The sequence below is a fragment of the Paracidovorax wautersii genome (genome assembly GCF_900113035.1).
Taxonomy (GTDB): domain Bacteria; phylum Pseudomonadota; class Gammaproteobacteria; order Burkholderiales; family Burkholderiaceae_C; genus Paracidovorax; species Paracidovorax wautersii.
Window position 1 is genome coordinate 182,219 of sequence record NZ_FONX01000002.1, and the last position, 26,702, is coordinate 208,920.

Genomic DNA, 26,702 nt, shown 5'->3' on the forward strand with positions numbered 1-26,702 from the left:
CGCAGGCAAGCAATCCGTCCTGACCGCCAGCCCGCGCGGGCCGGCGGCGGTGGCGGGCCTCAGCGGCTGCTGGGGAAGCTGAACACCGCGCCTTCGCGCACGCCGGCCGAGGGCCAGCGCTGGGTGATGGTCTTGCGCTTGGTGTAGAAGCGCACGGCGTCCGGGCCGTAGGCGTGCAGGTCGCCGAACAGGCTGCGCTTCCAGCCGCCGAAGGAGTGGTAGGCCACCGGCACGGGCAGCGGCACGTTCACGCCCACCATGCCGACCTGGATGTGGTCGGTGAAGTAGCGGGCGGCCTCGCCGTCGCGCGTGAAGATGCAGGTGCCGTTGCCGTATTCGTGGTCGTCGATGAGCTGCATGGCTTCCTGCAGCGTCTTGACGCGCACCACGCCCAGCACGGGGCCGAAGATCTCTTCTTGGTAGATCTTCATGCCGGGCCTGACGTGGTCGAAGAGGCAGGCGCCGAGGAAGTAGCCTTCCTCGTGGCCGTCCACCTTGACCGTGCGGCCGTCCACCACCAGCGTCGCGCCTTCGGCGACGCCGCTGTCCACATAGGCCTTCACCTTCTCGAAGTGCTGCTTCGTCACCAGCGGGCCCATGTCGTTGCCGTTGTCGGTGCCGGGGCCGACCTTCATCTTGGCGATCTCGGTCTTCAGGCCCGCGATCACGGCATCGGCCGTCTCGTCGCCCACGGCCACCACCAGCGGGATGGCCATGCAGCGCTCGCCGCAGCTGCCGTAGGCCGCGCCCATCAGCGCGCTCACGGCGTTGCCGATGTCGGCGTCGGGCATCAGCACGGCGTGGTTCTTGGCGCCGCCCAGGGCCTGCACGCGCTTGCCGTGCTTGCAGCCTTCGGCGTAGATGTATTCGGCGATGGGCGTGGAGCCGACGAAGCTCACGGCCTTCACGCGCGGATCGCGCAGCAGCGTATCGACGGCGGTCTTGTCGCCGTTGACCACGTTCAGCACGCCGGGCGGCAGGCCCGCTTCCAGCGCCAGCCGGGCGATGAACATCGTGCTGCTGGGGTCGCGCTCGGAGGGCTTGAGCACGAAGGTGTTGCCGCAGGCCACGGCCATGGGCCACATCCACAGCGGCACCATGGCCGGGAAGTTGAAGGGCGTGATGCCGGCGGTGACGCCCAGCGCCTGGAATTCGCTCCAGCTGTCGATGCCCGGGCCCACGTTGCGGCTGTGCTCGCCCTTGAGCAGCTCGGGCGCGTAGCTGGCGTATTCCACGTTCTCGATGCCGCGCTGCAGCTCGCCGTGCGCGTCGGAGAGCACCTTGCCGTGCTCGGCGGTGATGAGGGCGGCGATCTCGTCGGCATGCTCTTCGAGCAGCACCTTGAGCTTGGCGAACACCCGCGCGCGCTTGAGCGGCGGCGTGTTGCGCCAGGCGGGGAAGGCGGCTTCGGCCGAGGCGATGGCGGCCTCCACGGTGGCCTGGTCGGCCAGGGCCACGCTGGTGGTCGATTGGCCGGTGGCGGGGTTGAACACCGGCTGCGTGCGGGCGGTGTCGGCGACGAGCTGGCCGCCGATCAGGTGGCCGACGGTGGAGGTCACGGATTTGTCGTGTTGCATGGTTTCAAGGTCAAAAGTGCCTGCAGCGCAGGTGGTGCCTGCGCTGCCTGCTATCAAAAGATGAGTTAAGCGGTTTCGTCCAGGGCATCGCCCAGGGCGCTGACCAGGCGGTCGATCTCGGCCTCGGTGCTGATGAAGGGCGGCGCGAGCTGGATGGTGTCGCCGCCGTAGCGCACGTAGAAGCCCTTGTCCCAGCACTTCATGGCGATTTCATAGGGCCGGCGGGCCGGCTCGCCCGGCAGGGCGGCGATGGTGAAGCCGGCCGCCAGGCCGTAGTTGCGGATGTCCGCCACGTGCTTGGCGCCCTTGAGGCCGTGCACGGCGCGCTGGAAGTAGGGCGCCAGCGCCTTCACGCGGCCCGGTGCGTCTTCCTTTTGCAGGATGTCGAGCACCGCGTTGCCCGCAGCGCAGGCCACCGGGTGGGCCGAATAGGTGTAGCCGTGCGGGAATTCGAGCATGTACTCGGGGCCGCCCGCCGCCATGAAGGTGTCGTAGATCTCGCGCGTGGCGATCACGCCGCCCAGCGGCTGGGCGCCGTTGGTCACCTGCTTGGCGAAGTTGAGGATGTCCGGCGTCACGCCGAAGGCTTCCGCGCCCGTCCAGGCGCCGCAGCGGCCGAAGCCGGTGATGACCTCGTCGAAGATCAGCAGGATGTTGTTCTGCGTGCAGATCTCGCGGATGCGCTCCAGGTAGCCCTTGGGCGGGATGACCACGCCGGCCGAGCCCGAGAACGGCTCCACGATCACCGCCGCGATGTTGCTCGCGTCGTGCAGCGCGATCACGTCCAGCAGCCGGTCGGCCAGCGCCCGGCCGCCGTCTTCGGCCATGCCCTGCACGAAGGAGCCGGCGGGCGGCTGGGTGTGCGGCAGGTGGTCGGCCTCGATCCCCTGGCCGAAGGTCTTGCGGTTGCCCACGATGCCGCCCACCGAGATGCCGCCGAAGTTCACGCCGTGGTAGCCCTTCTCGCGGCCGATCAGGCGCGTCTTGCTCGCCTGGCCCTTGGCGCGCCAGTAGGCGCGGGCCATCTTGAGCGAGGTGTCGGCGGATTCGGAGCCCGAGCCGGTGAAGAACACGTAGTCCAGGCCCGCCGGGGTCAGCTCGCGGATCGTGTTGGCGAGCGTGAACGAGGCCGGGTGGCCGAACTGGAAGGCCGGCGCGTAGTCCAGCGTGGCGGCGGCGCGGCCGATGGCTTCGGCGATGTCGCGGCGGCCGTGGCCCAGGCCCGCGCACCACAGGCCCGAGAGGCCGTCGAAGATCTTGCGGCCGTCCGAGTCGGTGTAGTAGGCGCCCTGGCCCGCGACGATCATGCGCGGCTTGGCCTTGAACTGGCGGTTGGCCGTGAAGGGCATCCAGTGGGCGTCGAGCCAGGCGGCGTCCATGCGCGGCGCGGCGCCGGCGTCCGGTTGGTCGGCGACGGGGGTATCCAGGGGAACGAAGCTCATGCGGGACTCCGGTGAGAGTGAAAGCGGGATGACAGCGGGGCGTGGCGAAACGATGGGCGCATGGCAGCCTGCCGATGCGATGCGCCATTGTTCGTGCGGCCGATAATCCCTTGAATGCCGCAATATCACCGTTCACTTGCGCAGTAGTGCAAGTAATGACCCGGAATGCCCATGCCTGATGCCTCCGCTCCCGCCCCGTCCGTTCCCCTGCCGCGCCAGCGTGCCGTGCTGGGCCAGGTGGCCGACATGGATCTGCGCCTGCTGCAGGTGTTCAAGAGCGTCGTCGAATGCGGCGGCATGGCCGCGGCCGAACTGGAGCTGAACATCGGCACCAGCACCGTGAGCCGCCACGTCAAGGACCTGGAGGCGCGCCTGGGCCTCACCCTGTGCCGGCGCGGGCGCGCGGGCTTCGCGCTCACGCCCGAGGGGCAGCGGGTCTATGAGGAAACCCTGCGCCTGCTGGCCGCCGTGCGGGGCTTTCGCGACGGCATCGACGACATCCACGCCCGCATGGGCGGCCAGCTGGCCGTGGCCGTGTTCGACAAGACCGCCAGCAATCCGGCTGCCCGCATCGGCCAGGCCATCGCCGCCTTCACCGCCCAGGCGCCCGACGTGCAGCTGCAGCTGCATGTGGCCTCCATCAACGCCATCGAGCGCGGCGTGATCGACGGCAGCTGGCAGGTGGGCATCATCCCGGCGCACCGCGCCTCGCAGAGCCTGGTCTATGCCGACCTGTTCGGCGAGACGATGCAGCTCTACTGCGGCGCGGGCCATCCGCTCTTCGGCGCACAGCATGCCGCGCTCGACTGGGACGCGCTGCGCGCCCACCCCTTCGCCGGCCTGGGCTACCACTCGCCCAACATGGAGTTGAGCCACCAGGCGCGCCTTACGCGCAGCGCCACCGGGTTCGACCAGGAATCCATCGCCACGCTGGTGCTCTCGGGCCGCTACCTGGGCTTTCTGCCCGACCACTATGCCGAGAGCTTCGAGCGCCAGGGCCGCATGCAGGCCGTGCGGCCGGAGCTTTTCTTCTACCGCTGCCAGTTCGTGAGCCTGGTGCGCCGCTCGCCCACGCCCAGCCGGGCCGTGCAGGTGTTCGTGCAGTGCCTGGAGCGCGCCCATGCCGCGGGTGCCGCCGGGCGCTGAAACGCGCTCCGCCGCATAATCGGCCTTCTTCCCGCCCTGCCTCTTGCCTCGGAGCCCGCACCATGAACAGCAGCGTTTCGGCTATCGCCTCCTCCGGCCTGCGCGCCGCGCAGATGCGCATGGACGTGTCGGCGAACAATGTGGCCAATGCGAGCACGCCGGGCTTTCGCCCGCAGTCGGTGCAGGAAGAGGCCGTGCCAGGGCAGGGCGGCGTCGCGGCACGCGTGAAGCCGGCGACGGGCGCGCCGGCCCCCGCGCAGGGTGGCGAGGCGGCGGCGGCACCCTCGGGCACCTCGCTCGAAGGCGAGGCGGTGGACCAGCTATCCGCCAGCTACGCGTTCACGGCCAATCTGCAGGTGCTGCGCACCAACGACCGCATGATGGGCGCGCTGCTCGACGTGCGCGCCTGACGGCCTTCATCTCTTTCTCTCTTTTCTTTCTCTCTCTTCGCGTTTCGTCCCGGGCCCTGCGGCGGCCCTGGCTCACTGCGCCCAGGCCAGCCCGGCCAGGCGGTCCATCAGCCAGTGCTGGAAGGCCCGTGCGGCGGGCGTGCCGGGCCGGTTCGGTGAGGTCGAGGGCATGGTGCGTTCCTTTCGTCTGAGGCGTTGGCGCTGTGCGTTCAGGCAGCGGCTGCCGCGTTGTCGAGCGCTGCGGCTTCGCGGCGGCGGGCCGCGCGTTCCCAGGCCTTTTCATGGAAGAAGAAGGCCACCGCCTGGACCGTAGGCTCCAGCAGGCTCAGCGTGAGCGACGCGATCAGATTGCCCGTGACCGCGTAGGCCACCAGGGCGGCGACGCAGATGTGGATCAGGTAGTAGCTGCCCGTCTTCATCAGCGTGGGCAGGTTCTGGCGGGCGGTGGCGCGCAGGCGGGACATCGTGGGGTTCCTCTCGAATCGGCAATGCGCCCATGCTACGGATGGGTGGTTGATTACGCCAATTGCGGCTTTCTAATCAAGAGATAGAAACTATCGCTTGGCCGTGCGCCCTGCAGTGCGCGATGCGGCCGCCACGGCGCGTGCGCGACGAAAGCCCGGGCATCGCGCTCAAATGCTCCGGCAGGCGAAAGCAAGGCTGTATTCCGTTGGGCAGAATGCGCAACCAAAATTTTCAGCTGGTAAGTAAATGTTTGATGCCTATTTCGTCAACGACGTCGGCCGTGGGCCGCTGGCTGCCTGGGGGCACGATCCCTGGCTGGTCGCACTGTCGGTGGCGCTGGCGGTCCTGGCCTCGATCATGGCCATGCACCTGGCCGGGCTCGCGCGCGTGGCGGTCACGCCCCTGGGCCGCCGGGCCGTGGTGCTTTCGGGCGCCCTGGGGCTGGGCGGCGGCATCTGGGCCATGCATTTCGTCGGCATGCTGGCCTTCGATCTGTGCCGCCAGGGGGTGTTCCATTCCGGCATCACCGCGCTGTCGGTGCTGCCGGCGCTGCTGGCCTCGTGGGTGGCGCTGAACGTGCTGGCGCAGCCGCAGGCCAGCGGGCGCAGCGTCACGGTCAGCGGCCTGCTGGTGGGCCTGGGCATCGCCGCCATGCATTACCTCGGCATGGCGGCCTCCACCCTGGCGCCGATCATGCGCTACGACGTGGACGGCTTCCTGGCCTCCGTGGTATTCGCCCTGGGCATGGCCGTGGCGTCCCTGCATGCGCGGCAGTGGCTGCTGCGCGCGCACCAGCCCTCGCAGGGCGAGGGCATGCCCGGCTGGCTGGCCGACGTGGGCGGCGGCGCCGTGATGGGCGTGGCGATCGCCGGCATGCACTACATCAGCGTCGATGCGGTGCGCCTCGTCGGGCAGCCGGCGCATTCCGCGCACGCCTACGCCGGCTCGCTGCCGCTCGCGATCGCGGCGGTGGCCGTGGGGCTGGGCGTGCTGGTCACCGCCACCAACGGCGCCCTGCGCCACCGGCTGCTCTACCGCAAGGCCATGGCCGACGAGTCGCGCCTGCGCGCCGTGGTGCAGACGGCGGTGGACGGCATCGTCACCCTTGGGGATGACGGCCTGATCCAGTCCTTCAACCGGGCGGCCGAGCGGATGCTGGGCTGGCGCGAGCAGGAAGTGCTGGGGCGCGACGCCGTCATGCTCATGCCGCCGGCCCTGCGGCAAAAGCACGAGCTCTATCGCCAGCTGCACGGCCGCACGGCCTTCGGCGAGATGGTCGGCGGCAGCCGCGAGGTCGAGGCGCTGCGCAAGGACGGCTCGCTGGTGCCGATCCGCCTGGCCGTGGGCCGCGTCGAACTGCCCGGCATGCCGCTCTACGTGGGCTTTCTCGTCGATCTGACCGAGCGCCGCGCGCTGGAGGCCGAACGCCGCAGCAACGCCGAGCAATTGCATTCGCTGGTGGGCAACATTCCGGGCGTGGCGTTCCGCAGCCGCTGCCAGCCCGACCGGGCCCTGGTGTTCATCAGCGACGCGGTGGAAGCGCTCACCGGCTGGTCGGCGCACGAGCTGGTCGGGGGGCGCATGGCGCTCTCCAGCCTGATCCACGAAGAGGATGCCGCCTGCGTGTGGCACGCGGTGGCGGACGCCGTGGCCGAAGGCCGGCCCTACCGGGTCGAATACCGCCTCATGGCGCGCTCCGGCGCCGTGGTGTGGGTGTCCGAAACGGGGAGGGGGCTGGCGGATGACGGCGCTGCGGTGCAGTACATCGACGGCGTGATCGTGGACGAGACCGAGGTCAAGGCACGCAACGCCGAGTTCTCCGGCGTGGTGCGCGCCCTCAACCGCGCCCAGGCGGTGGCCGAGTTCGACCTGAACGGCCGCCTGCTGACGGCCAACGGCAACTTCCTGCGGCTCATGGGCTACACGCTCGACGAGGTGGTGGGGCGGCGGCACGCCATGTTCTGCACGCCCGACTACGTGCGGGACCCGGCGTATGCCACGCTCTGGACGCGCCTGGCGCGCGGCGAGCTGGACGCGGGCGAATACCAGCGCGTGGCCAAGGACGGCCGGCCGGTGTGGATCCATGCCACCTACAACCCCATCCTCGATGCGGGCGGCCGGGTCATCAAGATCATCAAGTTCGCCACCGACCTGAGCGAGCGCCGGGCGATGGAGCAGGACCTGCGCCTGGCCAAGGACACGGCCGAGCAGGCGGCCCGCTCGCGCGCCACCTTCCTGGCCAACATGAGCCACGAGATCCGCACGCCGATGAACGCCATCATCGGCTTCTCCGAGGCGCTGCTCGACAGCGGCCTCGACGAGGCGCAGCGCCGCCACCTGAGCACCGTCCACCGCGCGGCCCGCTCCATGCTGCGCCTGCTCAACGACATCCTGGATACCGCCAAGCTCGACAAGGGCGCGATGGGCCTGGAATGCACCGACTTCAGCCTGCGCGCGCTGTGCGTGCAGATCATGGATTCGCTGCGCATCCAGGCCAGCAGCAAGCAGCTGGATCTGGTGCTGGACTTTCCGCCCGAGGTGCCGGACTTCTGGCACGGCGACGGCTTCCGCGTGCAGCAGATCCTGCTGAACCTGCTGGGCAATGCGCTCAAGTTCACGCACCAGGGCGGCGTCACGCTGCGGGTGCGGCATGCCGAAGGCCAGGTCGAGCTGGCCGTGATCGACACCGGCATCGGCATGGATGCGAAGAGCGCGCACCGCATCTTCGACGCCTTCTCGCAGGCCGACCCGTCCACCACCCGGCGCTACGGAGGCACGGGCCTGGGCACCACCATCTCGCGGCAGCTGGCCGAGCTCATGGGCGGCGGCATCGGCGTGCAGAGCGTGGTGGGCGAAGGCAGCGTCTTCACCGTGCGCCTGCCGCTGGCGCGCGCCCAGGCCGCCGCGCAGCTGCCCGCTCAGCCCGCGCTGCCGGTATTGCCGCACCTGCGCGTGCTGGCGGTGGACGACGTGCCCGCCAACCTCGAACTGCTGCAGCTGCTGCTGGCCCGGGCCGGGCATGCCGTCACCTGCGTGGGCAGCGCCGCCGCCGCGCTGCAGGCCGCAGCGGCCCAGACCTTCGACATCGTGCTCATGGACCTGCAGATGCCCGAGATGGACGGCCTCGAAGCCACGCGCCTGCTGCGCGCGCAGGAACGGGCGAGCGGCCGGGTGCCCACGCCCGTGGTGGCCCTGTCGGCCAGCGTGCTGGCGCAGGACCAGCAGAATGCCCGCGCCGCCGGCATGGCGGGCTTCGCCAGCAAGCCGGTGGATGCCGCGCGCCTGCTGCAGGAGGTGGGCCGGGTGCTGGGCCTGCTGCCGGACTGGCTGCCCGACGAGGCCGTGCACACGGCTGCGCCGCTGCCCGACATCGACTGGCTCCACGCCGAGCGGACCTGGGGCGATGCCGGCCGGCTGCGCCAGTCCATCGAGCGCTTTCTGCCCCAGGCGCGAGAGCAGGCCGCCGGCCTGCAGTCCGCCGCCACGCAAGCCGACTGGCCGATGCTGGCCGGCGCCGCGCACCGCCTACACGGCGCCGCCGGCAACCTGGCTATGCGGCGCGTGCAGGCGCTGGCCGCCGAACTGGAACAGCTCGCCTTGGCCGCTGCGCGCACCGATGCCGCGCCCCCGGCCGCGCCGCTGCGGCTAGCGCTCGACGCGCTGCTGCCGGCCCTGGATGCGGTGGCGGTGGCCCTGGCGCCACTCGCACCCGCTGCGCCCGAGCGCGGTGATGCGCAGCCGCCCGTGCCGGCGGCACCGGCCGCCGCGGCCGACCCGCTGCAGCAGCGCCAGGCCATCGACGCCCTGGACCAGGCCCTGGCCCACAGCGAGATCGCGGTCGGCGCGCTGGACGCCTTGCTCGCCCTGCTGCCCGTGCGCGACGCGCAGCGGCTGCAGGACGCCATCGACGCATTCGATTTCGACGCAGCGCGCGACTGCCTGCAGGATCTGCGGTCCCGGGGCGAGGCCGCCGTGGGCCAGGAGGTGTTGCCATGACCGCCATGACTCTCCCCGACCACCGCCCGCGCCTGCTGCTGGTGGACGACGAGCCCGCCAACCTGCAGGTGCTGCGGCAGGTGCTGCAGCAGGACTACCGGCTGCTCTTCGCCACCAGCGGCCCCAAGGCCGTCGAGATCGCGCTGCAGCAGCGGCCCGACCTGATGCTGCTCGACGTGATGATGCCGGACATGGACGGCTACGCCGTCCTGCAGCGGCTCGCGGCCGAGCCGCAGGTCGCCGGCATGCCGGTGATCTTCGTGACCGCGCTGAGCGACGCGGCCGACGAGGCCCGCGGCCTGGAGCTGGGCGCGGTGGACTACATCGCCAAGCCCATCAGCGCCGCGGTGGTGCGTGCCCGCGTGCGCACGCACCTGTCGCTGGTCCGCATGGACGAGCTGCGCGAATCGCGCCTGCAGATCCTGCAGCGGCTGGGCCGCGCGGCCGAATACAAGGACAACGAGACCGGCAAGCACGTCATCCGCATGAGCCTCTACGCGCAGATGCTGGCGCTGGCCATCGGCATGGACAGCACCTGGGCGGAAGACCTGCTGCATGCCGCGCCGCTGCACGACGTGGGCAAGATCGGCATTCCGGACGCCGTGCTGCGCAAGCCCGGCGGCCTCGACGCCACCGAGTGGGACGTCATGCGCACCCACCCGAGCATCGGCGCCGAGATCATCGGCGAGCACCCCGGCGGCGTGCTGCGCCTGGCCAGCACCATCGCGCTGACCCATCACGAGAAGTGGGATGGCTCCGGCTACCCCCGCGGGCTGGTGGGCCGGGAGATTCCGCTGGAGTCCCGCATCATCGCCATCGCCGACGTGTTCGATGCCCTCACCACGCGCCGCCCCTACAAGGATGCCTGGAACGTGGAGGACGCGATGGACTACCTGCACTCCCAGGCCGGGCGGCATTTCGACCCGGATCTGGTCGGCCCCTTCTCCGCGCTCAAGCCGCAGCTGCTGCAAGTGCGCGAGCAGTGGGCGGAATAGGGGACCGGCCCCTGCGGGAGGCCCGCGGGCGCGGGCTGAGGCCCATGCGCCACACCCTGGGCGGGGAGCTGTAGGCGGATACCGCTTCCGTCATCATGGTAACAATATGTATGGTTAACATCGGTGCATGGGAGCACCAAGACGTGCCTTGCCCTCTCAGCAATGCACGCAACTGATGATCCATCTGTCGTCACGATGCGTAGCAAATTGAAACATCTAACGCATCAACATGGCTTCCTGGATCACTCATCTCCGCTTTTCGCGCAAGTTCGCACTCATCGGTGCGCTGGCGCTGGCTCTCTTTCTCGTACCCACCGTCATGCTGGTCAGCATCGCGATGGACAAGCTCGACGTGGCGCGCACCGAGCGCCTGGGCCTGGCCCCTGCCGCCGACATGCTGCGCCTGCTGCAGCAGATGCAGCAGCACCGGGGCCTGTCCGCCGCGGTGTTGAGCGGCACGTCGTCCGCAGAGGCCGACCGCCAGAAGCGCCAGCAGGACATCGACGCCACGATCGCCCAGGTGCGCAAGGAACTGCCGCCTCTGGCGGACAAGGCGCTCTCCGACCGCTTCGACAGCATGGCCACGGATTTCAACGCGCTGGCCGGCGCCGTCGCGGGCAAGTCCCTCACCGGCCCGCAGAGCAACCAGCGGCACACGGCCGTCATCGGCCGGCTGCTCAGCCTGATCGACGACGTGGCCAACAGCTCCGGCCTCGCGCTGGACCCCGAGGCTTCCACATACTTCGTGCAGCGTGCCGTGCTGTCGCACTTGCCGCAGCTGGCCGAATCGCTCGGGCAGATGCGGGCGCGGGGCGCGGTCTTGCTGGGCCGGGGCGAGGCCTCGCCGGAAGATCGTGCGCGCCTCGAAGCGCTCGCCGACCGGGCGCGCCAGTACTACGAAGACGCGCGCAAGGCGCTCGAGCTGGCCGCCGGTTCCGGCACGCTGCCCGCCGCCGTGGATTCGGCGCGCAACACCGCCGTGGCCGCCGGCCAGGACGCGTTCAAGCTGGCCGAGGAGTCGATCGTGCGCCCCGAGGCGCTGACGCTGCCGGCCACGACCTGGATCACCCGCATGACGGGCTTCGTCGATGCGCAGTTCTCGCTGGTGAATGCCTCGTTCTCCCTGCTGCAGACCTCGCTCGACCAGCAGATCGCGCGCCAGCGCCATCTGCTGCTGGTCCTGCTGTCTGTGCTGGCCGCGCTGGCCTGCGTGGCGGTCTGGGTGATGGTCACCATCACGCGCACCACCAACCGCGCGCTGGGCACCGCGGTGCACCTCGCCGAGTCGGTGGCGGCCGGTGATCTTTCGGTGCGCGTGCCGGTCCAGGGCAGCGACGAGATCGCACAGCTCATGACGGCCCTGCAGTCCATGATGGCCCGCCTGAGCAGCGTAGTCGGCTCGGTGCGGCAGAACTCCGAAAGCGTGGCCACCGCCAGCGCGCAGATCGCCCAGGGCAACAACGACCTGAGCCAGCGCACCGAGACCCAGGCCAGCGCCCTGGAGGAAACCGCTGCCTCCATGGAAGAGCTCGGCTCCACCGTGCAGCACAACGCCGACACCGCCCGCCAGGCCAGCGAGATGGCCCGCAACGCGGCCGGCGTCGCCACCCGCGGCGGCGAGGTGGTGCAGCAGGTGGTGCAGACCATGCAGGACATCAACGCCGGCTCCAGCCGCATCGCGGACATCATCGGCGTGATCGACGGCATCGCCTTCCAGACCAACATCCTGGCGCTCAATGCCGCCGTGGAAGCCGCCCGCGCCGGCGAGCAGGGCCGCGGCTTCGCGGTGGTGGCGAGCGAGGTGCGCAGCCTGGCGCAGCGCTCGGCCGCGGCGGCGCGCGAGATCAAGGAACTCATCACCACCAGCGTCGCCCGGGCCGGCCAGGGCGCGCAGCTGGTCACCCAGGCGGGCAGCACCATGCAGGAGATCGTTGACTCCATCCGCAAGGTCAGCGAACTGGTGGGCGCGATCAGCGCCGCCACCTCCGAGCAGAGCTCGGGCATCGCCCAGGTGGGCGAGGCGGTCACGCAGATGGACACCACCACGCAGCAGAACGCCGCGCTGGTGGAAGAAAGCGCCGCCGCCGCCAACAGCCTGAACGAGCAGGCACAGCAGCTGGTGCAGGCCGTGGCGGTGTTCCGCCTGGCCTGACGGGGGCTGCAGGCGGGTAGAGGCGGCCGCTGCATCGTTCGTTCGCCGGGGCTGCTGGCCGGTGGATACTGCAGTTCCCGTCCCCGGATCGCATCGCCCTCTTCGGACCCACCCATGGCCTCTTCCTCTCCCTCCGCCCCGCACCGCACCCGCCGCACGCTGCGCACCATCGCGGCCTTCGAGGCGCTCAAGGGCGCCGTCGCGCTCGTCGCCGGCGTCGGCGTGCTGGGCCTGCTGCACAACGACCTGCACCAGATCGCGGTCGCGCTCATCGGCCATGTGGGGCTGAGCCCCGGCGCGCACTACCCCGCGCTGCTGCTGGCCGGCATCGACCGCTGGTCCGGCCACGGCGACTGGCAGATGCTCACCGCCATGGCCACCGGCTATGCGGCGCTGCGCTTCGCCGAGGCCTACGGCCTCTGGCGCGACCGCGCCTGGGGCGAATGGCTGGGCGCGCTCTCGGGCGGGCTCTATATCCCGTTCGAGCTCTGGCACTGGCTGCACCGGCCCACGGCCGCGGCCACGGCGGTGATCGCGCTGAATGCGGCGGTGATCGCCTACCTGGGCTGGCAGCTGGCGCAGCGGCGGCGCGCGGGCGGCTGAGCGCGCTGCGCAACGGGGGCCGGGCGCTCGTGCCGCGTCATGGCGGCGTCATGGGCCATGGGCATGGTGGCGGCTCTTCCCATTGCCCCGAGAGAGCGCTGCCCATGTTGTTCCCTTCGACCTTCCGCCTGGCCGCCTGCGCCGCGCTGGCCTGCATCGCCGCCCTGCCGGCACAGGCCCAAACGCAACCGCAGGCCCAGACGGCCCCGCAAGCCTTTCCCGCCGTGCTGGCCGGCCATGCCGTGCTGCCGGCGCGCTCCTTCATCGCGCCGCCCGCCGATGCGCCCGCCGACCTGCGCACCAGCGGCAAGTTCACCACGGCCCGGCGTGTGGACGCGGTGGGCACCGTCGAAGGCCAGTCCGCCGGCCGGCCCACGGGCGTGTCGCTGCCGTTCGAGGGCCAGCCCGCGCAAGGCCATTCGGGCATCAAGCACATGCCCGACGGCAGCTTCTGGATCCTGACCGACAACGGCGCCGGCTCCAAGGCCAATTCGCCCGACTTCATGCTCTACCTGAACCACTACCATGTGGACTTCAAGAGCGGCCAGTTCAGGCGCCTGAAGACCGTCTTCCTGCACGACCCCGACAAGAAGGTGCCCTTCCGCATCGCCGAAGAGGGCACCCGGCAGCGCTACCTGACCGGCGCCGACTTCGATCCCGAGAGCTTCCAGTTCGCGGGTGGCGCGCTCTGGATCGGCGAAGAGTTCGGCCCCTACCTCATCAAGGCCGACCTGAACGGCCGCGTGCTGGCCGTGTTCGACACGCAGGTCGATGGCCGCGTGGTGCGCTCGCCCGACAACCCGGCCGTCACCACCGCCGGCGCGCCCGACGCCAAGGCCCCGGCCTTCGACATCAAGCGTTCCAAGGGCTTCGAGGGCATGGCCGCGAGCCCCGACGGCAGCAAGCTCTACGCGTTGCTCGAAGGCCCGGTGTGGGACGAATCCGCCAAGGCCTATGAATCGGTGGAGGGCGGCAAGCAGTACCTGCGCGTGCTCGAATTCGACGTGAAGGCCGAGAAGTGGACCGGCCGCCACTGGAAGTACGTGCTGGAGGCCAACCAGAACGCCATCGGCGACTTCAACATGGTCAGCCCCACCATGGGCCTCGTCATCGAACGCGACAACGGCGAAGGCACACCCGACAAGGCCTGCCCCGAAGGCACCAAGCGCGCCGACTGCTTCTCCGACGTGGCGAAGTTCAAGCGCGTCTACAAGGTGGAGCTGACCGACGCCAACGCGGGCGGCCCGCTGCGCAAGCTGGGCTACATCGACCTGCTGAACATCCAGGACCCGCAGCACCTGTCCCGCAAGCCGCTGACGGGCGGCGTGCTCGCCTTCCCGTTCTTCACCATCGAGAACGTGGACATCGTGGACCCGACCCACATCGTGGTCGGCAACGACAACAACCTGCCCTTCAGCTCCAGCCGCGAGCCCAACCAGGCCGACGACAACGAGCTGGTGCTGCTCGACGTGGGCGACTTCCTGCGCGCCCGCTGAAAGAGCCCGCTGCGCCGGCCGCACAGGCTGCCCGATGGGCAGCCTTTTTCATGTCCGCAGCATCGGGATGGAGGCGGCTGGCAGAATCGCCCTTCGCCCGTTTCGCCGCCTTTTCCTTCCTCCTAGAAGACCGTCCACCATGTTCACCGGCATCGTCCAGGCCACGGCAGGCATCGCCGCCATCACAGACCGCGCGGGCCTGCGCACCTTCACGCTCGACTTTCCCGCAGGCTTCTGCGAAGACCTCGCCATCGGCGCCAGCGTGGCGACCGACGGCGTGTGCCTGACGGTGACCGAGCTGGTCTCGCCCACGCGCGCCAACTTCGACGTGATGCTGCAGAGCCTGAACATCACCACGCTGGGCAGCTACGCTGAGGGCGACCGCGTGAACGTGGAGCGCGCCGCCAAGGACGGCGCCGAGATCGGCGGCCACCCGCTTTCAGGCCATATCGATTTCACCGGCACGCTCGTGGAGCGCCGCGAGTTCGACAACAACCTGGTCTGGCGCGTGGCCGTGCCCGAGCCCTTCCGCCGCTACGTCTTCGCCAAGGGCTACATCGCCATCCACGGCGCCAGCCTGACGGTGGCCGAGGTCAACCGGCAGGAGGGCTGGTTCGAGGTCTGGCTGATCCCCGAAACCCGCCGTGCCACGGTGTTCGAGGGCAAGCGCGAGGGCGACCGCCTCAACATCGAGATCGAGCGCAGCACCCAGGTGGTGGTGGACACGGTGCGCGAGGCCGTGCAGGAAAGCCTGGGGCGCCTGAAGCCCGTGCTGGAGGCGCTGCTCCAGGAAAAAGGCCTGTCGCTCGACGACCTGGTGCAGCCGCCGACGCTGCCGCGCTGAAGGCGGCGCCGGCCCGGGCGCCTGGGCCGGGCGTGCCTGCGGGCCGGCGGCCCGTGCGTGCCCCGTGTGGCATATGAGGCTTTTACCGCGTTGGCGCTTGCCGTGCCTGCGCTATCAGCTATCGAATGGATAGCGCCCTGCGCATCCGTCTCAGATCGCCGCAGCGGCCCCGGCTTCGGCCGCCGGCTCTTCGGCCAGCTCCACCCGGTTGCGCCCGCCCCGCTTGGCGCGGTAGAGCGCGTCGTCGGCATCCGAGAGCAGCTGGTCCAGATCGAACCCGCTGATGCTGGAGACCGCCACGCCCAGGCTCGCGGTCAGCAGCGCCGTGCTGCCGTCGGGCAGCGGCACGGGCGTGGCGGCGACGGCCTCCCGCACCCGTTCGGCCAGCAGCCGGGCCTGGGGGAGCGCGCAGGGCGCCAGCAGCGCGACGAACTCCTCGCCGCCGTAGCGGGCGGCGCTGTCTTCCGCACGCAGGGCCGAGCGCATGGCCGCCGCCACGAGGCGCAGCGCGGCGTCGCCCGTGGTGTGGCCGGCGCGGTCGTTGAAGGCCTTGAAGGAGTCCACGTCCAGCATCACCACCGCCACCTCGAAGCGCTGGCGCAGCGCCAGCGACAGGCGCTGCGCGGCGTCGGCGAAGAAGGCGCGCCGGTTGGGCAGGCTGGTCAGCACGTCGGTGAGCGACTGCTCGCGCAGCTGCGCGATGAGGCCGTCGCGCTCCACTTCCAGCATCTGCCGTGCCCGGGTCTGCTGCTGCAGCGCGCGCACGGCCCGCACCACGGCGGCACCTTCGTCCTCCACGGTGATGCGCGGCAGGGGCGCGTCCAGCTCGTTGCGCGTGAGCGCCTGCAGCGCGCGGGTCACCTCCGCCAGCGGCCGCAGCACGCGCCGCCGCAGCGTGAGCAGCAGGTAGCCCGTCAGCAGCAAGAGCGCCAGCGAGGCCGCCATCACCAGCGCCAGGCTGCGCAGGGCGGCGCGTTGCGCTGCGGCGGCCTGGGCCTGCAGCTGGGCCAGCACCGCGTCGCGCAGGGCCACCACCAGCGTCAGCCGCGGCACGTAGCGGTCCGCGAATTCCGCGGCCGTCCATGGGAACCGCTCCGTGCCCCGGGGATTGCCGGCCGCCATGACCGGCGCCACCAGCTGCCGCTGCGCCTCGTCGAAGTAGCCGCGCTGCACGGCGGCCCAGCGCTCGGCCATCACCGCGGGCGTGTCGGGCGCGCTGAAGCGGTGCTCGATCAGCGCCTGCAGCGTGGCGACATGCCCGCGCGTGCGCTCGATGGCCAGGCGCTCGTTGGGTGTGAAGGGCTGCCCGCTGGTCAGCGGCGCCGTGAAGTGCGAACCCAGCAGGCCGGCCTGCTCGCGCAGGTCGGCGGTGAGCCGCAGGGTCTGCAGATAGCGTTCCGTCGCCGGCTGCGTCTGCCGGGCGGCCTGCTCCAACGCATTGGTCAGGGGCGTCAGCAGCGGCACGATGGCGATCATCCCCTGCACGCTGGCCTGGACCTGCGCCGCAGTGCGTTGGGCCGATGGCTGGGCGATGGTGGCATCCACCCTGCTGCGCGCCTCCGCCAGGCGGGCGGCGATGTTCTGGAGGTGGCTCTCGGCCCCGGTTATCTGCGGCTGCCGCTGCGTTTGCAGCAGCTCGGCCAGCCGGGCCAGGGCCGCGTCGGTGCGCTCGCGGGCCTGCTGCAGCGCGCGCAGCCGGTCGGGATCGGGCGGCTCCTGCCGGGCCCCCATGAGCGCATTGGCCGGGCCGCGCTCGAAAGAGAGGCGCTCGGCCAACAGCAGGTCCGCCTGCAGCCGCGCAATGGCCTGCGACCCGCGCACAGCCTGCTGCCACTGCCACCATTCCTGCACGCCGGCCCGCACCACCAGCGCGGCGGTGACGGCCGCCAGGGTCAGGCTCAGCAGGTGCAACAGGCGACTCAGAGACATGGCAATCAGCAAAAACGGGCGGCCTTCCAGCCCTTGTAGGGCCGGCGGCGCCGGACAATCGGCGAGTCGGGAGGGTGATCCTGACATATCCCTTGCCGCCCGGCACGCTCTTGCCGCAAGGCAAGCGTATTCAACGGCATTTCGATGACGTTTCTTTTCAATCCGCATGACTGATCGCCATGTTTCACCCATCGCCCGCGGCCTGCCCCCGCCGGGCCTGCGGCTGCGCCCGCTGCGGCCGGCCGACGTGCCCGGCCTGCTGGCCGTGCAGCGCACCTGCTACGGCGACGGCCTGATCGAGGGCGAGGCGGTGTTCGCGCGGCGGCTGGCCAGCGCGGCGCAGTGCTCGCTGGCGCTGGTGCGCGGCCCCGATGGCGCGGAAGGCCCGCTGGTCGCGTACCTGGCCGCCTACCGCAGCGTGCTCGGCCACATTACCCCGCTGCAGGGCGACTTCTGCGCCGTGCCGGGGACCGCCGATACGCTCTACCTGCACGACATGGCCGTGCTGCCCGCATTCCACGGCCAGGGCCTGGCGCAGCGGCTGCTGGCGGCCGCCTGGCAGGGCGCCCGCGCCGACGGGCTGCGGCATGCCGCCCTGGTGTCGGTGCAGGGCACCCAGGCCTACTGGGCGCGGCAGGGCTTTGACGTGCGGGCACTTGCCGGCGCGGCACAGCGGCAGCGGCTGGCCGGCTATGGCGAAGGGGCCGTCTACATGGTGCGGGAAGGTCCGGGCTAGGGCGTGCGCCCGGTCGTTCTCACGCCTCTTCTGCCGCCTGCGCCACGATCCAGTCGCGGAACTGTCGCAGCGCCGGGTCGATGAGCGTGTCGGGTGCATACACCAGGTGGTAGGCCAGAGGCGTGGGCAGGCCGTTGTCGCCCTGCACGCCGACCAGCGACCGCGCGGCCAGTTCCCGTGCCACCAGGGCACGCCGCACCAGCGCGAAGCCCCGGCCCGCCAGCGCGGCCTCTATCGCGCCATTGGAATGCGCGAATACCACCCCCTGCGCGCAATCCACGCCCGGCAGGCCCCGGGCCTGGCACCACAGGCGCCAGTCGTCGCGCTGGCCGTCGTGCAGCAGCCGCTCGCCGGTGATGTCGTGCGTGCGGGCCATGCGGCGCGGCGCCACCAGGCGCGGGCTGCAGACGGCGATCAGGTCATCGTCCAGCAGACGCTCGGACCGCAGCCCGGGATAGGGGCCGCAGCCATGGCGCACGGCGAACTGCACGCCCTCGGCCTGCAGGTCCACCAGGCGCTGGGTGGTGCTGACGTGCACGTCCAGCAGCGGCGCCGTCTGCAGGAAGGTCTGCAGGCGCGGCACCAGCCATTGCGCGGCGAAGCCGGGCGTGCAGCTGACCAGCACCACGCGTCGTTCGTGCGCTGCCAGCAGGCGCGACGTGGCCTGGCCGATGCGCCCCAGCGCCTCGCCGCAGGCCGCCTGATAGTCGCGCCCCGCCGCCGTCAGCGCCAGGCCGCGCGCCTGCCGCTCGAACAGCGCACAGCCCAGGAAGTCTTCCAGCTTGCGCACCTGCTGCGACACGGCTCCCGGCGTCACGTGCAGCTCGGCCGCCGCGCGCCGAACGCTCAGGTGGCGCGCCGCGGCTTCGAAGAAACGCACGGACACGAGGGGAGGAAGACGCATGGGTGTTTAGAAAGGCTCAACAGGCTCACAGGATAAATCGTTTGTGCCAGCTATCCACGGTTCGCACAATCCGCAGGCTTCCGACTCCCTTGGCCCTCACCGCCTCACCACCTGTTCCGCATCGCCGGCTCGACCACGCCATGAACATCTCCAGCCTCGTTCGCCTCTTTACCCTGGCCGCCCTGTGGGGCGGCAGCTTTCTCTTCGTGCGCATGACCGTGCCGGTGCTGGGGGCCGTGCCCACCACCTTCGGCCGCGTGGTGCTGGCGGCGGCGGGGTTGATGGCCCTGGTGGCGGTGGCGCGGCTGCGGCCGGCCTTCCACGGCAAGCTGGGCGCGGCGCTGGTGCTGGGCGTGGTGAATTCCGGCATTCCGTTCCTGATGTTCGCGCTGGCCGCGCGCGTGCTGCCGGCCGGCTACAGCGCCATCCTGAACGCGACCACGCCGCTCATGGGCGTGCTGATCGGCGCGCTGGCCTTCGGCGAGCGCATCACCGCCGCACGGCTGGGCGGCGTGCTGCTGGGCATGGCCGGCGTGGCCGTGCTGGCGCAGGCCGGGCCGGTGGCGCTCACGCCCGCAGCGCTGGGCGGTATCTGTGCCTGCCTGGTCGCTACGGCCTGCTACGGCACGGCGGGCTTTCTCACGCGGCGCTGGATCACTGCGCGCGGCGGGCTCGACAGCCGCCTGGTCGCGCTGGGCAGCCAGTGGGGCGCGGTACTGGTGCTGGCTCCCTTCGCGGCCTGGGAGGCATGGCGCCAGCCGGGCCTGCCAGCCACCTGGATGGCTGCGTCGCCGGTGGTCTGGGCCGCGTTGCTGGCCACGGGCCTGCTCTGCACGGCCTGGGCCTACGTGCTCTATTTCCGGCTCATCGCCGACGTGGGGCCGGTCAAGGCGCTCACCGTGACCTTCCTGATTCCGCCGTTCGGCGTGGCCTGGGGCTGGCTGGTGCTGGGCGAGGCGGCCACCTGGGCGCACGCCGCCGGGGGCGGGCTGATCGGTGGTGCGCTGTGGCTGGTGCTGCGGCCCGTGGCGCCGCCGCCGCCGCGTTCCTGACGCGTGGGCTGCACGGCGCCTGGGCCGTGGTCATAATGCCGCCATGCCCAACCGCTGGAAACCCAACGTCACCGTGGCCGCCGTCGTCGAGCAGGAAGGCCGCTTTCTGCTGGTGGAAGAAGACACCGCCGACGGGCTGCGCCTGAACAATCCCGCGGGCCACCTGGACCCGGGCGAGTCGCCCGTGCAAGGCTGCATCCGCGAGGTGCTGGAAGAAACCGCCTGCGATTTCACGCCCGCCGCGCTGGTGGGCGTCTATCTCAACCGCTTCACGCGCACGCGCACGGGCGACGACATCACCTACATGCGCTTCGCCTTCGCGGGCAGCGTGGGCGCGCCGCATGCCTGGCGCACGCTGGACGACGGCATCGTGCGCACGGTGTGGATGACGCTCGAAGAGATCGAATGCTGCGCCGACCGGCTGCGCAGCCCGCTGGTGCTCGAATGCATCCGCGACTATCTGGCGGGCCAGCGCTTTCCGCTGGAGCTGGTGCATACCGACCCGTCGGTGCTGCAGCCGCCGCCGGGCAGCCTGCGCTGAGCGCGGGCTGAGGGCCGCTCAGCGGCCGACGACGGACCAGCCCACGTGCTGGTCGGCCTTGTCGTTCTCGTATTCCCAGGCCGTGCCGCAGCGGTCGCAGCGGTAGCGCGTGACGGTGACGATGCGGCCGTCCTCGCGCTCTTCCTTGCGGCTGCCGCGCTGCACCAGCTCGGCATGGCCGGGCGCGCGGCGCCAGTTGCGCTGGATGCCCGAGCACGGCTCGCACAGCTCCATCTTCTTGAGTTCGTTCTGGCGGGCGGTGTCGCGGGTCATGGGGAGGGTGTCCGGAAAACGGGAATGGAAAAAAGCGCTCCGGCCCTTTCGGGGCGGAGCGCGGATTCTACGGGTGCGGTCTGCTATTCAATCCATAGCGTCATGCCGACAGGGGCCGGGCCGGGCCCGTCTGCAGCGGCGCGGCCGGGGGCTGCGGCGGCAGGCTGGCCACGTGCAGGCGGCGTTCGGGCACGGCGAAGTCCACGCCCAGGGCCTCCAGCTCGCGCATCAGCGCCAGGTTGATCTTCTGCTGCAGGTCCATATAGACGTTGTAGCCCGCATCCAGAACGATGTAGACCACCTCGTAGGCCAGGCCGGTTTCGCTGAACGACTGCAGGTGGGCGCGGTCGAAGCGCGCGTTGGGCTCGGCCTCGATGATGCGGCGCACGGCCTGGGCGATGGCTTCGGCCGTGTCGGCGCGGGTGCCGTAGGGCACGCGGAAGTTGAACACGATGCGCCGCTCGCGCATGTGGCGGTAGTTGTTGATGGTCTGCTTGAGCAGGTCGGTATTGCTCATCACCACCTGCTCGCCGCTCAGCGCGCGGATGCGCGTGGTCTTCACGCCGATCTGCTGCACCGTGCCGGCAACGCCGCCCACGACGATGAAGTCGCCCACCTCGAAGGGCTTGTCCACCGCGATGGCCATGGAGGCGAACAGGTCGCCCAGCACGTTCTGCACCGCCAGCGCGATGGCGATGCCGCCCACGCCCAGGCTGGCGACGAAGGCGGTGATGTTCACCCCCAGGTTCGAGAGGATGGCCAGCAGCACCGTGGCCCAGAGCAGCGTGCGCAGGCCCCACGACATCAGCGTGGCCGATGCGCTCATCTGCGCCGGCCCGGTGGCGCCGTGGTGCTGGCGGTAGCGGTCCACCACCAGCGCCGTGGCGCGCGTGCCCCAGAGGCCCACCTGCAGCGCCAGTGCCAGGAACCAGAGCTGATCGACCTTGGCCGGCCAGCGGCCGGGCAGATCGAGCAGGCCCGCGCCCACCAGCAGCGCGGCCAGCAGGATCAGCAGGCGGCTGGTGCCGGCCAGCACCTGCAGGGCGATGGAGGCCGGCCCGCCGCGCGGGGCATCGGCTGCCTGCCCCTGCGCCACCCGCTGCGCCCGGCCCACGGCCCAGCGCAGCAGCAGCGTGAGCACCAGGTAGGTCAGCAGGGCGGCGGCTGCGGCGATCAGCAGGCTGGAGGCCGTCAGGCCCCAGAAGGTTTCGGTGTGCAGCCAGGCGGTGGCGGAAGCGAGCTCTCTATCCATGCGGGTGAATCCTCTCTCTGTGAAATGACGAAGGTTTGAAGGGATGTGTGCGGCGGCGGGGCAATGCCGCTGCCGCACCGCTGAAGCGCGTTGCGCTGTGGGTGGGTTGCCGAGGGGGCGGCGGGGGGGGGCAGGCGCAGGCAGCAGCAGAAGAAAGCCGCCCGGGCCTGCCGCCGGCGGATCAGCCGCCGCGTGCGGTGCCGTCCGTAGCGCCGTGGGTGGCGCTGTCCTCGGCGGTGGGCTCGTCGGCCCAGCTCTGCCGCATCAGGCTTTCGTCCGGCGGGCCGTAGTAGATGGCCTGGGCGGCGGCTTCGGTGTCGTAGCGCGGGTCCAGCCAGCATTGCACCACGCCGTTGGTCCAGCCGAAGCCGTCCTGCAGCGGGTATTCGCCGCCGTCGCCGCCGGCGGCGGTGTCGTGCTCATGGGCGCGCAGGGCGTATTTCTCGACCAGCTTGCCTTCGCGCTGATAGACGGCGCGCACGGTGTCGATCCAGCGGCGGCGCACCTCCAGCGCCAGCGCGCGGTGGCCGTAGCGCTCCAGCCCGCGCACGGCCATCCACTGCAGCGGCGCCCAGCCGTTGGGCCGGTCCCACTGCTGGCCGCTGGCGCATTCGGTGGTGGCCAGGCCCCCGGGCGCCAGCAGCCGCGCCTGCACGGTGCGGGCCACCGCGGCGGCCTGTGCCTCGGTGGCCATGCCGGCGTAGAGCGGCACCAGCGTGGCGGCGGTCAGGCACGTGCGCAGCGTGCCCGCCTTCCAGTCGTAGTCGAAATAGGCGCCCTCGGCCTCGTTCCAGAGCAGCCGGTTGACGGCCTCGCGCCGGTGCGCGGCCAGCTCGTGGAAGTGGCGCGCCGTGGCGGCATCGCCCATCGTCTGGCTGGCCTTGGCGATGGAGACTTCGAGCCGGTACAGGAAGGCGTTCAGATCCACCGGCAGCAGCTGCGTGGTGCAGATCTGCGAGAGCTGCAGCGTGGCCGGATCGGCCGGGTCGGGTGCGCGCAGCCAGCGGGTGGAGAAATCCCAGCCCGACTCGCAGGCCGCGCGCAGGTCGCGATAGACCTCGGGCGAGGGGCGGTCGGCCAGGGACGCTGTCTCCACGTCCTCGCGCCATGACTCCTCGCGCGGCGTGTCGCGGTCGTCCCAGTAGCGGTTGAGCACTTCGCCGCCCGGCAGCGCCACCACGCGGCGGCGCGCATCGCCGGGGTGCAGCACGTGCAGGCCGTCCATCCAGAAGGCGTGCTCCTGCAGCAGCTGCGGCAGGTAGTGCGACACGGGCGGGCCGCCAGCCAGCGCGCTCAGCTCGGCCATGGAGGCGAAGAGCGGCGGCTGCGAGCGGCTCAGGTAGTAGGTGCGCGTGCCGTTGGGCACGAAGCCGAAGGCATCGATCAGCCGCGCGAAGTTGTCCGTCATGTGGTGCAGCAGCGTGGTGCGGCCCGAGGCCGCCAGGCCCAGCATGGCGAAGTACGAATCCCAGTAGTAGAGCTCCGCGAAGCGCCCGCCCGGCACCACGTAGGGGTGGGCCAGCGGCAGGGCGGAGCCGCGCTGCGGGTGTTCCTTGGGGCTGCGCGTGAGCACGGGCCAGAGCGCGTCGATGTGCTCGGCCAGCGAGAGGCCTGGCGTGCCCACGTAGTCGTCGTTCGTCACCTCGGGCGAGCTGAAATGCTCCATGACGAAAGCGCCCAGGTCGAAGCCGGGCTGCGCGTGCAGCGCGCGGTAGGCGGCCAGGATCGCCTCGGGCTCCTGCCGCGGGGCGCAGTCCACGAAGGTCTTGCTGTCGGCGAACACCTGCTGGCTCTGCACCGCGATGAACAGCTCCTGGTAGCGGTCGGCCGGCGTGCAATGGTCGCAGGGCGGCGCGCCCGGCGCCTGCACGCGCGAGAGGTTCAGGTGGATGCGGTAGGCCGGATGCCGGTCGGAGATGCGCTGGCTGGCCGCAGCCGGGTTGACGGGGGCGGGCGGGGCGGTGGTGGCGCTCATGCTGCTCATGTCTGTGCGGTCCTCATTGCTCCGCATAGTTCCATAAAAGTCCGCCGTCCACCACCAGCGTGGCGCCGGTGATGTAGGCCGCATCGGGCGAGGCGAGGAAGGCCACCGCGCCCGCCACGTCGGGCGGCTCGCCCAGGCGGCCCAGCGGGATCTGGCCCTTGAGCGCCGCCAGCTTGGCCGGCTGCTGCATCAGCGCATCGTTGATGGGCGTGCGGATGGCGCCGGGCGCCACGTTGTTCACGGTGATGCCCAGCGGCGCCAGCTCGATCGCCATGTTGCGCATCAGCATGCGCAGGCCGCCCTTGCTGGCGCAGTACGAGGTGAAGTGCGGGAAGGGCAGGTCTTCGTGCACCGAGCTCATGTGGATGATGCGGCCCGGCCGCCCGGCGTCGCGCAGCTGGCGGGCGAAGGCCTGGGCGGTGAAGAAGGCGCCCTTGAGGTTCACGTCCAGCACCGTGTCGTAGTCGGCTTCGGTGGTGTCGAGGAAGTCGGCGCGCAGCTCCAGCCCGCCGTTGTTGACCAGCACGTCCAGCCGGCCGAAGGCGGCGCCCGCCTCGGCCACCAGGGCCTGCATGCGCGGCACGTCGCTCAGGTCGCCCGCGAAGACCTCGCAGCGCTGGCCGGTGGCGGCGATGCGCTGCTGCGCGCGGGCGGAGCGCTCGTCTTCCTTGCGCACATGCAGGGCGATGTGCGCGCCCTCCTGCGCCAGCCGCTCGGCCACCGCGAGGCCGATGCCCTGTGCGCTGCCGGTGACCAGCGCCACCTGGCCGGCCAGGCGCGGGCCGGGCCGCGGGGTGACGTCAGGCTCGTGCTGCTGCGTTGCAGGGGGCGCCGGCGTTGCAGCGGAAGACGTGGGGGCGTGGGCGGCGGTGGGGGGATGAGAGGCTGGGGCGTTCATCCGCACAGGGTGGCCCAAGCGCCGCGTGCGCGGTGCAGGACGGCAGCGCACCTGCGAGTCACCCGGCAGGCCGCCCTGCAAGCCATTCATGCCGCCAGCCCAGGTGGAGTGCGTGCAGCTAGCTCTCTTTTTCATAGCGCTCTGGCGGCCGTGGTGAATGGCGCGGCGCGTGCCGCCCGTCAGGACAGCGGCTTGGGCACCAGCTCCACCGCCAGCCCGCGGTCGGTCACGGTGATGGCGCCAGGCTGCATGCCCAGCCCGTCGGGCAGGGCCAGGTCCTGCGGGCGCAGGGTGTGCAGCACCACCTCGCCCACCGACTCGCGCGCCAGCTGCGGCCCGTATTGCGCCAGCAGGGCCGCCGCGTCGGGCCGCAGGTCGGGGAACTCCAGCGTGTTCAGCTGGATGTCGTGCGCCCGCACGGTGCGGTCGCTGGGCTCGTAGCGCAGGCCGAACTCCACGTTCAGCCGCCCGGGGTAGTTGCGCCGCAGCAGCGGGCCGCCCGCATCGACCACCATGTCGGCCGCCAGCCGGTTGCGCTCGGGCTTGAGCACGATGCGCGGCGCCTGCACGTTCAGCTCCACCAGCCCGGCCAGCGGAAAGCGGCGCGGAAAGCGCTGGGCCAGCGTCTCTTCGATCTCTTCGCGGGGAATGGTGTAGCGCGGCCCGGCCGAGGCCGTCGCGGCGCAGCCCAGCAGGGCGGCGAAGACGGCGGCAGGGGCGGTGGCGATCAGGAGGCGGCGTTGCATGGAGTGGGCGGCTGCGGCGGTCGGGCCGCGATGACGGTCGGGCCGGCCATCCTATCGCCCGATCGTGTGGCGGTTGTAAGAACGTGTTCCCGATCTCCCAGGGGTCGCGCAGCGGTGTGGGCGGGATGGATGCAAGGCGCGATGCGCAGTGGATAGCACGGCTATCCACAAGCGCCGCAACGCCGCAGACCGCCCGCCCAGACCGCTGCCCTTCGGGTTGGAGCGAAATCGGGCCATGGCAACGCGTTTTGACGCCCCGGCTGCTTGCATGGGCTCAGAGCCCATGCGGCGCATCCGAAGCATCCACTCATCCCGATTGCGCTCCAACGCGATCCCCTGCGAGATCGTGAACACGTTCTAAGCGGCTGTTGGTCCGCAGGGTCAGGCTGAGGGTGTCCCCACGGCCTCGTCCGGCAGCGCATCGCCCGCCGCCAGCGCACGCAGCCGCCGGTGCTCGTCGCCATCCCAATGCGGCGGCAGCTGATGCTTGGCCTGCAGATAGTGGTGGGTGAAGACATCCAGATACGCCTCCAGCACGCGGGCGGCGCGGGTCTCGCCCGCCAGTTCCAGGCACAGCGCCGCCACCTCCGACGTGCAGAAATGGTCGCCCCGCGTGGAGCGCCGCAGCCGGTAGCGCGAGAGCTGGCCCGACTCCAGGCTCAGCACCGGCAGGTTGTCGAGATAGGGGCTCTTGCGGAACATCTTGCGCGCCTCGGGCCAGGTGGCGTCCAGCAGCACGAAGAGCGGGCGCTTGGGGGCAGCGGCCGGTGCGCCCTGTGCCGTCTGTGCGACGGGGGCTGTCGCCGGCGCCAGCAGCTGGGTGACCACGCGCCGCGGATCGACGAACTCGCCCGGAAAGACTACATACGGCTGCCACTGCGGATCGCGCAGCAGCGCCAGCAGGCCCGGGTCCACCTGCGTGCGCGCCCAGCCGAAGGCGAAGGTGTCGGCCACCACATCGGCGATCAGCCAGCCGGTATTGCTGGGCTTGAGCGGCTCGATGTCGGCCATCAGCAGGCACATGCCCGCATCCACCGGCACCTGCGGCCGCGCTGCGCACAGGCAGTGGCTGGGCTGCAGCCGGCAGCCCGGGCAGCGCTCGCCCCGGGGCCCGCCCCGGGCCAGGAACGGCTTGGCGCTGCGGGCGAGGCGGGCGGTGCGCAGGCGGGAGACGGCGTGGGGGGAGGGGGGAATGGGCGAATGCATCGGGGCCGCGATTGTGACTGAGGACTCCCTTCGCCGGCTTGGCTGTTGCGGCCCT

General features: G+C 71.1%; 22 protein-coding genes. 11 read left to right on the plus strand and 11 right to left on the minus strand.

Annotation, left to right across the window (positions count from 1 at the left end; genetic code table 11):
- Positions 1–59 precede the first annotated feature (59 nt).
- Positions 60–1,577: a CoA-acylating methylmalonate-semialdehyde dehydrogenase gene (locus tag BM070_RS03410; RefSeq protein WP_092937604.1), complete on the minus strand. Its 1,518-nt coding sequence runs from the start codon at positions 1,575–1,577 to the stop codon at positions 60–62.
- A 65-nt stretch (positions 1,578–1,642) separates the two neighbouring features.
- Positions 1,643–3,019 (minus strand): omega-aminotransferase AptA, encoded by a 1,377-nt coding sequence (gene aptA, locus BM070_RS03415; protein ID WP_092937606.1) that lies wholly within the window; start codon positions 3,017–3,019, stop codon positions 1,643–1,645.
- A gap of 171 nt (positions 3,020–3,190) precedes the next feature.
- Between aptA and BM070_RS03420 the strand changes: the two genes are divergently transcribed.
- Together BM070_RS03420 and BM070_RS03425 are read left to right on the plus strand one after the other, a co-directional pair.
- Complete coding sequence (locus BM070_RS03420) at positions 3,191–4,165, plus strand: LysR family transcriptional regulator (protein ID WP_092938125.1); 975 nt, start codon at positions 3,191–3,193, stop codon at positions 4,163–4,165.
- A gap of 62 nt (positions 4,166–4,227) precedes the next feature.
- Entirely contained in the window at positions 4,228–4,575 is a 348-nt protein-coding gene (locus BM070_RS03425) for a flagellar basal body protein (protein WP_092937608.1), read from the plus strand.
- Positions 4,576–4,784: 209 nt separating this feature from the next.
- Here BM070_RS03425 and BM070_RS03430 read toward each other — a convergent pair whose 3' ends face one another.
- Positions 4,785–5,039: a DUF2061 domain-containing protein gene (locus tag BM070_RS03430; protein WP_092937610.1), complete on the minus strand. Its 255-nt coding sequence runs from the start codon at positions 5,037–5,039 to the stop codon at positions 4,785–4,787.
- 247 nt (positions 5,040–5,286) lie between these two features.
- On the opposite strand from BM070_RS03430, the gene BM070_RS03435 reads away from it, so the two are divergent.
- The 6 genes from BM070_RS03435 (at position 5,287) to BM070_RS03460 (ending at position 15,126) form a co-directional block, all read left to right on the plus strand.
- Positions 5,287–9,036, plus strand: coding sequence for a PAS domain S-box protein (locus BM070_RS03435; RefSeq protein ID WP_092937612.1), 3,750 nt, complete (start codon positions 5,287–5,289; stop codon positions 9,034–9,036).
- Between the two features lie 5 nt (positions 9,037–9,041).
- A complete protein-coding gene (locus BM070_RS03440) occupies positions 9,042–10,031 on the plus strand; it encodes an HD-GYP domain-containing protein (RefSeq protein WP_092938127.1) in 990 nt (329 codons plus the stop codon).
- A gap of 229 nt (positions 10,032–10,260) precedes the next feature.
- Positions 10,261–12,183: a methyl-accepting chemotaxis protein gene (locus tag BM070_RS03445; protein ID WP_092937614.1), complete on the plus strand. Its 1,923-nt coding sequence runs from the start codon at positions 10,261–10,263 to the stop codon at positions 12,181–12,183.
- Positions 12,184–12,297: 114 nt separating this feature from the next.
- A complete protein-coding gene (locus BM070_RS03450; protein ID WP_092937616.1) occupies positions 12,298–12,786 on the plus strand; it encodes a DUF2127 domain-containing protein in 489 nt (162 codons plus the stop codon).
- A gap of 104 nt (positions 12,787–12,890) precedes the next feature.
- A complete protein-coding gene (locus BM070_RS03455) occupies positions 12,891–14,282 on the plus strand; it encodes an esterase-like activity of phytase family protein (protein ID WP_092937618.1) in 1,392 nt (463 codons plus the stop codon).
- 139 nt (positions 14,283–14,421) lie between these two features.
- The gene (locus BM070_RS03460) at positions 14,422–15,126 is read left to right on the plus strand and encodes a riboflavin synthase subunit alpha (protein ID WP_092937620.1); all 705 of its coding nucleotides are present in this window, start codon (positions 14,422–14,424) and stop codon (positions 15,124–15,126) included.
- Positions 15,127–15,276: 150 nt separating this feature from the next.
- Here the strand turns inward: BM070_RS03460 and BM070_RS03465 are convergent, their stop codons facing one another.
- Entirely contained in the window at positions 15,277–17,055 is a 1,779-nt protein-coding gene (locus BM070_RS03465) for a GGDEF domain-containing protein (RefSeq protein ID WP_092937622.1), read from the minus strand.
- Positions 17,056–17,221: 166 nt separating this feature from the next.
- On the opposite strand from BM070_RS03465, the gene BM070_RS03470 reads away from it, so the two are divergent.
- Positions 17,222–17,791, plus strand: a complete 570-nt coding sequence (locus BM070_RS03470) for a GNAT family N-acetyltransferase (protein ID WP_092937624.1) — start codon at positions 17,222–17,224, stop codon at positions 17,789–17,791.
- A 19-nt stretch (positions 17,792–17,810) separates the two neighbouring features.
- Here BM070_RS03470 and gcvA read toward each other — a convergent pair whose 3' ends face one another.
- A complete protein-coding gene (gcvA, locus tag BM070_RS03475) occupies positions 17,811–18,695 on the minus strand; it encodes a transcriptional regulator GcvA (protein WP_092937626.1) in 885 nt (294 codons plus the stop codon).
- 140 nt (positions 18,696–18,835) lie between these two features.
- Here gcvA and BM070_RS03480 point away from each other — a divergent pair, with 140 nt between their 5' ends.
- Positions 18,836–19,747, plus strand: coding sequence for a DMT family transporter (locus BM070_RS03480; protein WP_092937628.1), 912 nt, complete (start codon positions 18,836–18,838; stop codon positions 19,745–19,747).
- 43 nt (positions 19,748–19,790) lie between these two features.
- Complete coding sequence (locus BM070_RS03485) at positions 19,791–20,288, plus strand: NUDIX hydrolase (RefSeq protein ID WP_092937630.1); 498 nt, start codon at positions 19,791–19,793, stop codon at positions 20,286–20,288.
- A gap of 18 nt (positions 20,289–20,306) precedes the next feature.
- Here the strand turns inward: BM070_RS03485 and BM070_RS03490 are convergent, their stop codons facing one another.
- From BM070_RS03490 to BM070_RS03515, 6 genes are all read right to left on the minus strand, one after another.
- Positions 20,307–20,561 carry a hypothetical protein gene (locus BM070_RS03490; protein ID WP_092937632.1) on the minus strand — a complete coding sequence of 85 codons (255 nt, stop codon included), beginning with the start codon at positions 20,559–20,561 and terminating at the stop codon, positions 20,307–20,309.
- A gap of 100 nt (positions 20,562–20,661) precedes the next feature.
- Positions 20,662–21,813, minus strand: a complete 1,152-nt coding sequence (locus BM070_RS03495; protein WP_092937634.1) for a mechanosensitive ion channel family protein — start codon at positions 21,811–21,813, stop codon at positions 20,662–20,664.
- Between the two features lie 181 nt (positions 21,814–21,994).
- Entirely contained in the window at positions 21,995–23,788 is a 1,794-nt protein-coding gene (gene treF / locus BM070_RS03500; protein ID WP_092938129.1) for an alpha,alpha-trehalase TreF, read from the minus strand.
- Positions 23,789–23,810: 22 nt separating this feature from the next.
- Positions 23,811–24,695, minus strand: coding sequence for an SDR family NAD(P)-dependent oxidoreductase (locus BM070_RS03505; RefSeq protein WP_092937636.1), 885 nt, complete (start codon positions 24,693–24,695; stop codon positions 23,811–23,813).
- A gap of 179 nt (positions 24,696–24,874) precedes the next feature.
- On the minus strand, positions 24,875–25,441 hold the full coding sequence (locus BM070_RS03510) for a DUF1439 domain-containing protein (protein WP_092937638.1): 567 nt from the start codon (positions 25,439–25,441) through the stop codon (positions 24,875–24,877).
- Between the two features lie 381 nt (positions 25,442–25,822).
- Positions 25,823–26,647 carry a tRNA-uridine aminocarboxypropyltransferase gene (locus BM070_RS03515; protein ID WP_092937640.1) on the minus strand — a complete coding sequence of 275 codons (825 nt, stop codon included), beginning with the start codon at positions 26,645–26,647 and terminating at the stop codon, positions 25,823–25,825.
- Between the last annotated feature and the right edge of the window lie 55 nt (positions 26,648–26,702).